Origin of the sequence: Brevundimonas sp. TWP1-3, from assembly GCF_049896085.1 — a bacterium.
In the GTDB taxonomy this organism is placed as follows: Bacteria; Pseudomonadota; Alphaproteobacteria; order Caulobacterales; family Caulobacteraceae; genus Brevundimonas.
In genome coordinates this window covers 169,239-182,173 of sequence record NZ_JAFCTP010000001.1, presented here as the reverse complement: position 1 = coordinate 182,173, position 12,935 = coordinate 169,239, and the positions used below count along the sequence as shown (strand labels likewise).

Here is a 12,935-nt window from a genome sequence, read left to right as displayed (position 1 = left end):
AGCGCGGGCTATTACACGCATCAAGCCCAGGGCGCAACCGTTAAAGGTTCCGCTTAAGCCGCCTGGGCCCGATCCTTCAGCAGGGCGCCGGGCGCATCCACGATGCCCAGCAGTTCGGCGGCGTTGAACGGCTTGGCCAGGTGGTGGTCGGCTCCGGCCGCGCGTCCAGCGGCCACGTGTTCGGGCATGGCGTTGGCGGTCAGCATGACGATGGGCGTGCGATCCATCCCCATCGTGGCCTCGTGCAGGCGAATCTCTTGCGTGGCTGTCAGCCCGTCCATGACCGGCATCTGCATGTCCATCAGAACAAGGTCGAACGTGTCGGCCCGGAAGGCCTCCAGCGCCTGGACGCCGTTCTCGGCGATTACGATCTGGGCGGGGGTCTGGGCGAGAATCAGTTCGATGACGCGGCGATTGGTCGGGTGGTCGTCCGCCACCAGCACCCGCACGACGCGCTGCTCCTCGTCGGTATGGGTCTCTGCAGCCAGAGGCTCCCGGCTCTTGGGAGCTTCGCATTGCCTCAACGGCAAGGTCAGGATGAAGGCGGCGCCGCCACCCGGCTCGCTTTCGCATCCCAGGTCGCCGCCCATCATTTCCGCCAACTGACGGCAGATGGACAGACCCAGGCCGGAGCCCCCGAACTTGCGCGTGATGCCGCCGTCAGCCTGTTCGAATCGGCTGAACAACCTGCTGCGAGTCGCGGCGTCGAAACCGATGCCGCTGTCCTCGACGGTGAAGCGCAGCATCGGGCGCCTGTCCTGATCCAGACCGCGCTGGACGATCAGCCCCACGAAGCCCTGGCTGGTGAACTTCACCGCATTGGAAATCAGATTGGTCAGCACCTGTTTCAGGCGCACCGCGTCCCCCAGCACCCAAACGCCGTCTTCCAGATCAATGTCGATGTGGAAGTCCAGGTGCTTCTCGCGAGCGTTCTCGGCATACAGCTGAGCCGCCTCGCGCACCACGGTCGCCAGTTCGAAGGCGTCTTCGGTCAACTCCAGCTTGCCCGATTCGACACGCGCCAGGTCCAGAATGTCGCTGAGCAGGGTCTGCAGCGTCTTGCCCGAGGCCTGCATCAGATCCAGCATCTCGCGCTGGTCCGGCGTCAGTTCGGTCTTGGACAGGGCCTGCGACAGGCCGATTACCCCATTCAGAGGCGTGCGAATTTCGTGGCTCATATTGGCCAGGAACTGGCTCTTGGCGACGTTGGCGGCCTCTGCGGCGTCGCGCGCCTCGGCTAGGGCCTGGGCGTCGCGTTTCAGATCGGTGATGTCGTTGCAGACGGTCACCGTGCCGCCTTCCGAGGTGCGCCGATCCTGGATGCGCAGCCAGCGACCGCCGGCGATTTGTTGTTCGCCGTTGGACGACAGCTGACGTCGCGCCGCGATACGCTCGTTCAGCCATTCTTCTTCGCGCCCCAGCGCCTCGGCGTAGCGGCCTTCGTCGATCCCGATCCGCAAGGCCTCACGGAAGGGAAGGCCGACGACCAAATGGGGTGCAAGCTCGGGGTTCACCTCGGCATAGCGGGCGTTCCACAGGACCAGCCGATCCTTCGAATCATAGAAGCCCAACCCGTCAGGCATCGCATCGACCGCCTCTCGAATGCGGCGCAGCGCCGTTGCGCGCGACATATAGGCCATGACGCCCAGGGCGGAGGCGACGCCGCAGATCAGCAGCAGGATGGCGCCCAGCAGCACGCGCATGGCTTCGGTGGAAATGCCCTGATCCGTCGAAACGCTGGGGCTAGGGGTGACGGTGATCGCCGCCATGCCGACGAAATGAAGCACGATCACCGCCATTGCGAGGCCGGCAGCCGTGACGACCAGCCTGACGATCCCGCCGCGACGATAGAAGAAGGCGGTCGTGCATCCGACGGCCATGGCGCCGATGATGGAGGCCGCCACCATGCCGGGGTCCCAGCCGATATGCGCCGGCGCCCTGATCGCGGCCATGCCGAGATAGTGCATGGCGCCGACGCCCGCGACGGCGATCACGGCGGCCAGGACGCGCCAGATTCGACCCTTGCCCATCATCGTGGAGCCGATCGTCAGGCCGATCATGGCGAGGGCGACGCCCAGGGAAGCCAGTGTCAGAAACAGGTCGTAGCGCACCGGTACGCCGGCGACGAATCCCTGCATGGCCACGAAATGGGTGGCCCATATGGACAGGGCGCCGATCAGCGTCGCCATGAGGACCGCACGGCGGCGTCGAACAGGGTCGCGCGCGCTCATCCGCTGCATGACATGGGTCGAAACACCCATACCGACCAGGCAGATCAGGGCGGCGAACACAGTGATCCGCCAGTCGTGATCGCGCGTGATGCAAAAGATGATGCGGTCCACGAGGCTTCTCCTTGGCGAATACGCTCGCAGAAAATCCTAAAGAAACCGTGCGGCGAAGCTTGCTCAATCAGCAGGCTGTCGGAGCGCCGTCACAGAATCCGTGCAAGGATCGCAAAACGCGTTCCAGAACGAGGTCGCTCCGACTCCATGCCTTACGAAGTCTCGCCATCGCCCGTCGCGCCGGTTTCCACCTCGCGCCTATGGACGGTGGGCGCCAGCATCGGCATCGCCATCGTGATCCTGCTGGTCCTGGCGATCCTGCATCCCGAGTTGGCGAACTGGCTGGTCGGCGGGGCTGTGGTCGTGGCGGCTTCGGCCTGGCTTCTGAATATGTCTGAAACGGCGGCGACGGCACCGACCGCGAATGAATCCGCCGCGGCGGAGTCTTCCACGGATGTGGTGACGGGCGACCTGCTGGATCGGGTGTTCGAGGCGCTGGACGACCCGGTGCTGGTCGTCAGCGGTGGCGAGCCGGACGATATCGCCGGCCGGCGCATCGTCATGGCCAATGGCGCCGCGCGCGACCTGTTGCGGATTCAGCGTCAGGGCGCCTTGCTGGTTCAGGTCATTCGTGAGCCCGGCGTGCTGGAGGCGGTGGACGAGGCCCTGTTCGGCGGTACTGCGCGCACCACCGACTACGCCACGGGCGGTCAGAGAGATCGGCGGTGGCGGGCCTGGACCCGGCCCCTGTCGGTCGAGACAAGCACGGCGCCGGGGGCGGAACTGGCCTTGCTGGTTCTGCGTGACGAGACCGACGCGCGGCGCACCGAAATGATGCGCGTCGATTTCCTGGCCAACGCCAGCCATGAACTGCGCACGCCGCTGGCCTCGCTAAGCGGCTTCATTGAGACGCTTAAGGGCCATGCCCGAGACGACGTCGCCGCGCGCGACCGGTTCCTCGACATCATGTCGGCCCAGGCGGATCGGATGGGGCGTCTGGTCGCGGACCTGCTGTCGCTCAGCCGCATCGAACTGAACGAGCATATTCCGCCCTCGGGCCGGGTCGATCTGGACCGCGCCGCTTCCGACGTGGTGGACGCCATCAGCGTGCTGACACGAGAAAAAGAGATCGTCATCGCCCTGGACCAGGGGGAGGCGAGGGCGTCGATCAGCGGGGATCGCGACGAGATTCTGCAGGTCGTGCAGAACCTGCTCGACAACGCTGTCAAATATTCGTCACGGAGCGGGACAGTCGAGATTTCGGTCCGTTCGGACCTGTCCTTCGACGAGGCCTGGGCGTCGCGCATGCCCGGCGCGACCCGGCTGCCGCTGGTCACGCCGGACCGTGCCTCCGGCATTTCCTATGCCGCCGTGACGGTGCGGGATCATGGACCCGGCATGGCGCGCGAACACCTGCCACGCCTGACCGAGCGCTTTTATCGGGTGGAAGGCCAGAAGAGCGGTGAGCGGCAGGGGACCGGCCTGGGGCTCGCCATCGTCAAGCACATCATCAATCGGCACCAGGGCGGCCTGGTCGTCGAAAGCGCGCCGGGCATGGGCGCCGCCTTCACCGCCTGGTTCCCCCAGCCGGTCGAGCGGCGCTAGAGCCGCAGGGACCGTCGCTGTCACCCAACTGTCATCGACCCGTCGTAATCCGCTGAACATTCGCAGGCAGTAGTCGCGCCGCGTCGGTCCCGATGTTCAGGACCTTCGCCGATTCGCGCACGGCGCTTCGGACTTCTGAATGATCTGGATTTATCTGCTGATCCTCATCGCGCTGAGCGCGGCCGCCTTCGTCGGCGGACGCGAGCTTGCGCGTCGTCGCGCGATCGGCGCCAAACCCCATTCCCGGCCGGGTCAGCACGGCGCCTACGCCCTAATCTGGGTCGCGGCGCCCGCCCTGCTGGTTCTGATCCTGGCCTCGGTCTTCTCTGCACCGCTTCAGCGCCAGCTGACCGCCGTCGGCACGCCTGACGCCGTCGCCGCTCTGGAACACTTCCGCCGCGACGCCTTCTTCGCCGACGCCCACCGCGTCGGTCGCGGCGAGCCTGCGCTGCAGATCTGGGAGCGCCCGCTGGCCGAGCATCTGCCGGTCGAGGCGCGCCGCATGGTCCGCATCGAGCGCACCCTGTCCTGGGGCGGCGGGATCGCCGCCATCCTGGCCGCCATCCTGGGCGGCCTGTTCGCCCTGACCCAGATCAAGCCCCAGACCCGCGCCCGCAACCGTGTCGAGGGCTGGATCTACGGAGCCCTGTTCGTCTGCTCGGCCATCGCCGTCCTGACGACGCTTGGCATCATCGCCTCACTGGCGTTCGACAGTTTCCGCTTCTTCCAGACAGTGCCGATCCTCGACTTCCTGTTCGGCACCCAGTGGAGCCCCCAGATCGCCATCCGCGCCGATCAGGTCGGGTCGTCGGGCGCCTTCGGGGCCGTGCCCCTGTTCGCCGGCACCCTGCTGATCATGGTGATCGCCATGTGCGTCGCCGCGCCCATCGGCCTGTTTTCGGCCATCTATCTATCAGAGTACGCCGGCCGCACGACCCGCGCGGTGATCAAGCCGCTGCTGGAGATTCTCGCCGGCGTGCCGACTGTCGTCTACGGCTTCTTCGCCGCCCTGACGGTGGGGCCGCTGCTGCGGGTCTTCTTCAATGAGATTGGCCTGTTCCTGATCGGTGGGCCGCTGGACGGACTTGGCCAGTATCTGGCGCTGGTGCAGAACCAGATGGCCCTGACGGCCGGCGCCGTGATGGGCATCATGCTGATCCCGTTCGTGTCTTCGCTGTCGGATGACATCCTGAATGCGGTGCCGCAATCGCTGCGTGACGGCTCCTTCGCCATGGGGGCGACCAAGTCCGAGACGGTCAAGCGGGTTCTGCTGCCTGCCGCCTTGCCGGGCATTGCAGGCGCCCTGCTGCTGGCCGTGTCGCGGGCGATCGGCGAGACCATGATCGTGACCATGGCCGCAGGCCTGGCTGCCAACCTGACCTTCAATCCTCTCGACACCGTGACGACCGTCACCGTGCAGATCGTGACCCTTCTGACCGGCGACCAGGAGTTCAACAGCGCCAAGACCCTGTCGGCCTTCGGCCTGGGCCTGACCCTGTTCCTGGTGACCCTGGTGCTGAACATCATCGCCCACCGGATCGTCCAGACCTATCGGGAACAATATGACTGACGCGACCCCCGATCGGATCGACGGCGTGGCCGCCAAGGGGCGGCTGGATCGTCTGCGCGCGGGCCTGAAGCGTCGGCACGCCAAGGAAACCCGCTTCAAATGGTATGGCCGTCTGGCCATCGCCGCCGCTATGCTGTTTCTGGCCGTCCTCTTGGTCCGCATCGTCGAACAGGGCCACACCGCCTTCTACACCCATACGGTGACCGTGCCGGTCTATATGGACCCCGCCCGCGTCGATCGCGCCTATCCGCAAGGCTCCAACTTCGAACAGTTGGCCGCCGAGCAGCAGTTGGCCCGTATGGGCATCCAGGACGACGCGGCCGGAACCAGGGCCGCGCAGATGAAGCGGCTGTTCTCGTCGGAACTGAAGTTCGTCGCCGCCGACCTGGTCTCCAAGCGCAGCGAAGTCATCGGCGAGACCGTGCCCCTGGCCGTGCCTCTGTCCGACGACGCCGACCTGTATCTGAAGGGCGAAATCTCCAGGGATACGCCGGAGGACCAGCGCCGCCTGACCGACCAGCAAATCGTCTGGCTGGACCGGATGCAGACCGAGGGCGTCATAGGCTCGCACTTCAACACCGCCCTGTTCACCAACGGCGACTCGACCCAGCCGGAACTGGCAGGCGTGCTGGGCGCCGTGGTCGGCTCGGCCCTGATGCTGATGGTCACGGCCCTTATCGCCATTCCGCTGGGCGTCGGCGCCGCCATCTGGCTGGAAGAGTTCGCGCCCAAGAACAAGCTGACCGACATCATCGAGGTCAACATCAACAACCTCGCGGCCGTGCCGTCGATCGTCTACGGCCTCCTGGGGCTGGCCCTGTTCATCAACTGGATGCACCTGCCGCGCGCCAGTCCGATCGTCGGTGGTCTGGTCCTGGCCCTGATGGCGCTGCCGACCCTGGTCATCGCAACACGCTCGGCCCTGAAAGCGGTGCCGCCATCGATCCGCGAGGCGGCTCTGGCCATGGGCGCGTCCAAGACGCAGACCGTGTTCAGCCACGTCCTGCCGCTGGCCATGCCCGGCGTCATGACCGGCGCCATCATCTCCATGGCCCATGCCTTGGGCGAGACCGCGCCGCTGCTGCTGATCGGCATGGTCAGCTTCGTGCCTGGCGTGCCGGCGGCCATCGACCAGCCGGTCGGGGCGCTGCCCTCGCTGATCTACATCTGGGAGAACGCCTCGGAGCGGGCGTTCCACGAACGCACCGCCGCGGCGATCATCGTCCTGCTGGTCTTCATGATCATCATGAACGCGGCGGCCATCATCCTGAGGCGGCGCTTCGAGCGCCGGTGGTAAGAGAATGAAATTCCGTATTTTCCGCTCCGCCGAAGACCAGTCCGGCGCCGGCCCGGTCGATCCGACCGAGACCCCGCGCATGGGCGGCCAGGTCCTGCCCGAAGTCACGCCGTCCAAAGCCCGCGCCGCCGCCGAGCCGCGTCTCGAAGACGCAACGCCCGTGTCGAACGCCACCGTCGTGGACAGCCCGCCGGTCGGCCCGATCAAGATCGCCGCGCGCGATGTCTCCGTCTTCTATGAGGGCAAGCAGGCGCTCTACGACGTCTCGCTGGATATCCCGGACAAGACCGTCACGGCCCTGATCGGCCCGTCGGGTTGCGGCAAGTCGACCTTCCTGCGGACGATGAACCGCATGAACGACACCATCGCCGGGGCCAAGGTCACCGGTCGGATCGCGATGGACGACGAGGACATCAACGACCGTTCCATCGACCCGGTGCTGCTGCGCGCCCGCGTCGGCATGGTGTTCCAGCGCCCGAACCCCTTCCCCAAGTCGATCTACGAAAACGTCGCCTACGGCCCGAAAATCCACGGCCTGGTCTCGTCCAAGGCCGAGATGGACGACGTGGTCGAAAAGGCCCTGAAGCGCGCCGGACTGTGGGAAGAGGTCGCCGACCGCCTGCAATCGTCGGCCATGGGCCTGTCGGGCGGTCAGCAGCAGCGTCTGGTCATCGCCCGCGCCATCGCCGTGAACCCCGAAGTGATCCTGATGGACGAGCCCTGCTCGGCCTTGGACCCCATCGCCACGGCGCGGATCGAGGAACTGATCGACGAACTGCGCGAGCGGTTCTGCATCGTCATCGTCACCCACTCGATGGCCCAGGCCGCGCGGGTGTCGCAACGCACCGCCTTCTTCCACATGGGCCGTCTGGTCGAGACCGGGGATACGGAAGACATCTTCCAGAATCCGCGCGAACGGCGCACGCTCGACTACATCACGGGACGCTTCGGCTAATCCGATGAACCAGCACACGGTCAAGGCCTACGGCGACGAGCTGAACCAGATCACGGCGGAGGTCGCCCGCATGGGCGGCCTCGCCGAGGCCCAGGTCGCGGACGCCATCGATTCCGTCGCCCGGCGCGACATCGCCCTGGCCCGCGCCGTGGTCGAGCGCGACCTGAAGCTCGACGCCCTGCACCGGGATATCGAGAAAAAGGCTATCCGCCTGATCGCCCTGCGCCAGCCGGTCGCCAGCGACCTGCGCCGCACCTTGGGCGCCATGAAGATCGCCACCGATCTGGAGCGCACCGGCGACCTGGCCAAGAACATCGCCAAGCGCGCGCTGATCCTGGCCGAGGGCGAACCGATGCAGCCCCTGACCCGCTCGATCGAACGGATGGGCCGGTTGGTCTCCACCCGTTTGCGCGACGTGCTGGACGCCTACACCGCGTCGGAACTGGATCGCGCTGTCGCCGTCTGGCAGACCGACGACGAGGTGGACGAGCATTACAACGCCCTGTTTCGCGAACTGCTGACCTACATGATGGGCGATCCGCGCACGATCGGCGCCTGCACCCACCTGCTGTTCATGGCCAAGAACCTGGAACGGATCGGCGACCACGCGACCAATATCGCCGAGACCGTCCACTACGAGATCACGGGCGAAGACATCGTGGGCGAACGCCCGCGGGCCCAGCCCACGGCCGAGGATTCCGATCCGACGCCAAACCTTTCGACGCACTGAGCCGAGACCGGAGACACGACGTGCAGCCTTATATCCTTGTGATGGAAGACGAGGACGCGCTGGCGACCCTTCTTCAGTACAACCTCGAAAAGGAAGGCTACGACGTCGCCGTCGCCGCCGACGGCGAGGAAGGCATGCTCCAGATCGACGAGCGCCTGCCCGACCTGGTCCTGCTCGACTGGATGCTGCCCAAACTGTCGGGCATCGAGGTGTGCCGCCGCATCCGCGGCAAGGCCGAGACCCGCAACCTGCCGATCATCATGCTGACGGCGCGCGGCGAGGAGAGCGACCGGGTTCGGGGTCTGGACACCGGCGCCGACGACTACCTCACCAAGCCCTTCTCGATGGTCGAGTTGATCGCGCGCATCCGCGCCGTCCTGCGTCGCATCCGTCCCGGCCTGGCCGACGACCGCCTGAACCACGGCGACATCATCATCGACCGCGTCTCGCACCGGGTAAAGCGCTCGGGCCAGGAAGTGCACCTCGGCCCGACCGAGTTCCGCCTGCTGGACCACTTCATGCAGCATCCCGGCCGGGTGTTCAGTCGCGAACAACTGCTCGACGCTGTCTGGGGCTCGGACGTCTATGTCGAAGCCCGCACCGTCGACGTCCACGTCGGCCGCCTGCGCAAGGCCCTGGCCATCGCGGACGAAAGCGCCAACCCGATCCGCACGGTCCGCTCGGCGGGCTATTCGCTGGATCTGGAAGGCTGAGACAAAAAGGGCGGCTCTCGGAGCCGCCCTTTCCAATTCAGATCTGCTCGGCGACTACTTCGTCGGGGTCCAGCGCATAGACCGTGGCGCAGTATTCGCAGGTGACGTGAATCTTGCCGTCATCCTCCAGCATGTCCGTGCGCTCGGCCGGGTCGAAGGAGGCCAAGACCGAGGCAATGCGGCCGCGAGAACAACGACAAACGGCCGTCAGTTCGCGCGCGCCTTCCAGCCGCACGCCGTCCTCGTGGAACAGGCGGAACAGCAGGGTCTCGGGCGAGATGGTCGGATCGACCAGTTCATCATCGCCCAGGGTGCCGAACAGGGCGCGGGTGCGATCCCAGACTTCTTCCGTGGAGCCGCGTGCGTCGTCGCCGGCGATGATCTGAATCATCGCGCCGCCGGCCCGCCATTGCGAGCCCGTCTCGGTCTGAACCTGACCGACGGCCAGCCGCACCTTGGTCGGCACCTGTTCGGACTGTTGGAAGTAATGCTCGGCCGCCAGCGAAAGGCTCTCGCCCTCGATCGGCGTGATCCCCTGGGTGCGTTCGAAGTCGGGGCCGCGATCCAGCGTCATGATGAAGACGCCCTGGCCCAGCAGCGATCGGGCGCCGGGACGCGCGAACCCGCTGGATGCCTCGGCGACCTCGGCCTCGTCGTAGCGGCAATAGCCTCGCAAGCTGCCGTCGGTGCCATAGTCGGCGACCACATAGCGCACCGGCCCGTCGCCCTGTGCCTGAACCAGCAGGCGGCCCTCGAACTTCAGGCTGGAGCCGATCAGGGCCGCCAGCGCGCAGGCCTCGCCCAGCAGGGCGGCGACCGGCTCTGGATAGGCGTGGGCGGCCAGGATCTTGTCGATGGTCGCGCCCAAACGGACCAGGCGGCCGCGCACGGGCCAGCCCTCGATCTGGAACGCGGCGGCCAGATCGTCGGAAACGGGGGTGTGAGGCGCGTGATCGGTCACGGCGAGGTCCTTTGGCGACGTCATTTCGGGATCGCGGCTATTTAGGCGCCCGAAGGCCCGATGATAAGGGGTTGATCTATTGCGGCGCGGGGAGGCGTTCTGCGCGATGATTTGTTCTGCCTCGCCAACACGACGGAACCGTTTCCAGCGCGGTTCGCTCTTTTGGCTCAAGCGGAGCCGTCGCTCTGCCTATCACCACGCCAATCACTGAAGAGGTTCCGCCGATGATCCGCGATATCGATCCGATTGAAGAGATTCGCAAACATCCCGGCATCACCGCCGGCAGCCTTGCCGCCGTCGTCCTGGGCGCGGTCGCGGTCGTCTATCTGACGCAACGCAGCGGCCCGACCCGTTATCAGCGCATCAAGACCCGCATCGACCCGCGCGGATGGGTGGATACGTCGGAACTGCGCGATCGCTTCCATGACGCCGTCGACGCCTTCCGCCACCGGGCCGAGGATGCGGGCGAGCGCGCCGGCGAACTGTCACGCGACGCACGCCATCGCGCCGCCGACGCCGCCTATGATGCGCGTGATCGGGCCGATGAATGGTTCCGTTCGGCCCGCAAGAGCTCCAAAAAGGTGTTGAAGAAGCAGGGCAAGACGGCGCGCCGTTATGCCGACGATGCCGGCGCCTATGCTCGCGATCATGCGCGCGAAGGCGGGGCGATCCTGGCCGTGGCCACCATAGCCGCCGCCATCGGCGCGGCCGTGCTGGAAAGCCGCCGTCCTGACAGCCGCGTGCGCCGCATCGTTCGCTTCTGACATTTTCTTGCCGCCCGCCGTGTGAAAATCGCGACGGGCGGCAAGGTTTAAGCGCAACTGAGCCCAATCATCAGCACGGCTTGGCTTTGCCGCAAGCGCGAAGGCCGCTAAGACGCCGCCCATGAGCGCGCGCCCCACACTGATCTTCGACTTCGATTCGACTCTGGTAGATTTCGAGACCCTTGAGGCCCTGGCCGATATCGCCTTGGCCGATGCGCCGGGCGCGGCCGACACACGGGCGCAGATCGCGGCCCTGACCGATCAGGCCATGGCCGGAGAGCTGGAATTCGGCGAGGCCCTGCGCCGTCGTCTGGCCTTGCTGCCCCTGACGCGCGCCGATGTCGCGGCTTTGGCGCAGACGGCATCGGATCATCTGACGGCGTCCGTCCGCCGCAACCTGAACTTCTTCCAGCAGAACAAGGGCAAGGTCGTCATCCTCTCGGGCGGCTTCCGGGAGGTGATCGCGCCGGTCGCCGAGGAACTGGGTGTCCCGCCCGACCGAATCTTATGCAACGACCTGGTCTATGACGCCGACGATCGCGTGATCGGCGTGGACGACGCCAATCCGCTGTCGCACGCCAACGGCAAGCCGGCCGCCATCCACGCCCTGAACCTGTCGGGCCGGGTGGTCATGATCGGCGACGGCTGGAACGACGCCGAGGTCAAGCTCGCCGGGGCCGCCGACGTCTTCTACGCCTTCACCGAGGTCGCGCGCCGCGCGTCTGTGGTCGAGGTCGCCGACGCCGAGGCTGCCTCGTTAGACGAGGTGCTGCATGCCGAGGGCCTGGTCGGCCGCTGGTCCTTCCCGCGCAGCCGGATGAAGATGCTGTTGCTCGAGAACATCCACCCCGCCGCCGTCGAACGGCTGGAGGAGGCCGGCTATTCGGTCGAGACGGTCAAGGGCGCTCTGGACGAAGAGGACCTGATCGCCGCCATCAAGGGTGTCCATGTCTTGGGCATCCGCTCCAAGACCACGGTCAGCCGCCGGGTGCTGGAAGAGGCCGATCGGCTGATGGCCGTCGCCGCCTTCTGCATCGGCACCAACCAGATCGATCTGGACGCGGCGTCGGATCACGGCGTGGCGGTGTTCAACGCGCCCTATTCGAACACCCGCTCGGTCGTCGAACTGGCCATCGGCCTGATGATCGTCCTGATGCGCGACGTGGCGGACAAGTCGGCGGCCATGCATGTCGGCAAGTGGAACAAGTCCGCGACGGGCTCCAAGGAGCTGCGCGGCAAGACCCTGGGCATCGTCGGCTACGGCGCCATCGGCAGCCAGTTGTCGGTGCTGGCCGAGAACCTGGGCATGCGGGTGCTGTTCTACGACCTGTCGGAACGGCTGGCTCTGGGCAATGCGCGGCGGATGCGTTCGCTGGATGCTCTGCTGGGCGAAAGCGACGTGGTCACCCTGCATGTCGATGGGCGCAAGGATAACGCCAACATCTTCGGTGCGGCCCAGTTCGCCAGGATGAAGGAAGGCGCGCTGTTCCTGAACCTGTCGCGCGGCCACGTCGTCGATGTCGGCGCCCTGTCCCAGGCCATGGATTCGGGCCGCGTCGCCGGGGCCGCCGTGGACGTCTTCCCGGAAGAACCCCGCACCAATGCGGATCCGTTCGAAAGCCCATTGCAGGGCCTGCCCAACATGATCCTGACGCCCCACATCGGCGGCTCGACCGAGGAGGCGCAGGAAGCCATCGCCGAGTTCGCGGCCGAACGGTTGCTGGGCTATCTGAATCGCGGCGACACCACCTTCAGCGTGAACCTGCCGAACGTGCAGTTGGCCGAGGTGTCCGGCACGCACCGCATCCTGCACATCCACAGGAACCAGCCGGGCGTCCTGGCCGAACTGAACCGCGCGCTGGCGTCGGCGGGTCTGAATATTCTGGGGCAACACCTGAAGACGGACGAGCGCACCGGCTATGTCATCACCGACGTGGACCGCGACTACGATCCGGAAGCCTTGCGCGAACTCAAGACCGTGCCGGGCACGTTGAAGTTCCGCACTTTGCAGTAGGCGTTCGATTTTCCTCCGAAGGCTGACGTTGCGGCATCTTGCGC

10 protein-coding genes are annotated in these 12,935 nt (G+C 66.3%); 8 read left to right on the top strand and 2 right to left on the bottom strand.

Translation table 11 applies throughout. The annotated features are described in order from the left end of the window. Window positions 1–53 precede the first annotated feature (53 nt). A complete protein-coding gene (locus ACP693_RS00985) occupies window positions 54–2,342 on the bottom strand; it encodes an ATP-binding protein (RefSeq protein ID WP_426016098.1) in 2,289 nt (762 codons plus the stop codon). 147 nt (window positions 2,343–2,489) lie between these two features. On the opposite strand from ACP693_RS00985, the gene ACP693_RS00980 reads away from it, so the two are divergent. The 6 genes from ACP693_RS00980 (at window position 2,490) to phoB (ending at window position 9,152) form a co-directional block, all read left to right on the top strand. After that, complete coding sequence (locus ACP693_RS00980; protein WP_426016099.1) at window positions 2,490–3,887, top strand: ATP-binding protein; 1,398 nt, start codon at window positions 2,490–2,492, stop codon at window positions 3,885–3,887. A 139-nt stretch (window positions 3,888–4,026) separates the two neighbouring features. Further along, on the top strand, window positions 4,027–5,457 hold the full coding sequence (gene pstC, locus ACP693_RS00975) for a phosphate ABC transporter permease subunit PstC (RefSeq protein WP_426016101.1): 1,431 nt from the start codon (window positions 4,027–4,029) through the stop codon (window positions 5,455–5,457). Then, entirely contained in the window at window positions 5,450–6,754 is a 1,305-nt protein-coding gene (gene pstA / locus ACP693_RS00970) for a phosphate ABC transporter permease PstA (RefSeq protein WP_426016103.1), read from the top strand. Before pstC ends, pstA begins: the two co-directional genes overlap by 8 nt. A 4-nt stretch (window positions 6,755–6,758) precedes the next feature. Then, window positions 6,759–7,709: a phosphate ABC transporter ATP-binding protein PstB gene (gene pstB, locus ACP693_RS00965; protein WP_409715866.1), complete on the top strand. Its 951-nt coding sequence runs from the start codon at window positions 6,759–6,761 to the stop codon at window positions 7,707–7,709. Between the two features lie 4 nt (window positions 7,710–7,713). Then, a complete protein-coding gene (gene phoU, locus ACP693_RS00960; protein WP_346496427.1) occupies window positions 7,714–8,439 on the top strand; it encodes a phosphate signaling complex protein PhoU in 726 nt (241 codons plus the stop codon). Window positions 8,440–8,459: 20 nt separating this feature from the next. After that, window positions 8,460–9,152: a phosphate regulon transcriptional regulator PhoB gene (gene phoB, locus ACP693_RS00955; protein WP_135195153.1), complete on the top strand. Its 693-nt coding sequence runs from the start codon at window positions 8,460–8,462 to the stop codon at window positions 9,150–9,152. Window positions 9,153–9,189: 37 nt separating this feature from the next. Here the strand turns inward: phoB and ACP693_RS00950 are convergent, their stop codons facing one another. After that, window positions 9,190–10,113: an Hsp33 family molecular chaperone gene (locus ACP693_RS00950; RefSeq protein ID WP_426016105.1), complete on the bottom strand. Its 924-nt coding sequence runs from the start codon at window positions 10,111–10,113 to the stop codon at window positions 9,190–9,192. Window positions 10,114–10,337: 224 nt separating this feature from the next. On the opposite strand from ACP693_RS00950, the gene ACP693_RS00945 reads away from it, so the two are divergent. Together ACP693_RS00945 and serA are read left to right on the top strand one after the other, a co-directional pair. Beyond that, window positions 10,338–10,877, top strand: coding sequence for a hypothetical protein (locus ACP693_RS00945; protein ID WP_426016107.1), 540 nt, complete (start codon window positions 10,338–10,340; stop codon window positions 10,875–10,877). Window positions 10,878–10,998: 121 nt separating this feature from the next. After that, window positions 10,999–12,891, top strand: a complete 1,893-nt coding sequence (serA, locus tag ACP693_RS00940; protein WP_426016109.1) for a phosphoglycerate dehydrogenase — start codon at window positions 10,999–11,001, stop codon at window positions 12,889–12,891. Window positions 12,892–12,935 lie beyond the last annotated feature (44 nt).

Excerpts from the sequence above, each read along its gene's own strand:
- ACP693_RS00980 (WP_426016099.1), top strand. The coding sequence starts at position 2,490 with ATGCCTTACGAAGTCTCGCCATCGCCCGTCGCGCCGGTTTCCACCTCG.
- pstC (WP_426016101.1), top strand. The coding sequence starts at position 4,027 with ATGATCTGGATTTATCTGCTGATCCTCATCGCGCTGAGCGCGGCCGCC.
- pstA (WP_426016103.1), top strand. The coding sequence starts at position 5,450 with ATGACTGACGCGACCCCCGATCGGATCGACGGCGTGGCCGCCAAGGGG.
- pstB (WP_409715866.1), top strand. The coding sequence starts at position 6,759 with ATGAAATTCCGTATTTTCCGCTCCGCCGAAGACCAGTCCGGCGCCGGC.
- phoU (WP_346496427.1), top strand. The coding sequence starts at position 7,714 with ATGAACCAGCACACGGTCAAGGCCTACGGCGACGAGCTGAACCAGATC.
- ACP693_RS00945 (WP_426016107.1), top strand. The coding sequence starts at position 10,338 with ATGATCCGCGATATCGATCCGATTGAAGAGATTCGCAAACATCCCGGC.
- serA (WP_426016109.1), top strand. The coding sequence starts at position 10,999 with ATGAGCGCGCGCCCCACACTGATCTTCGACTTCGATTCGACTCTGGTA.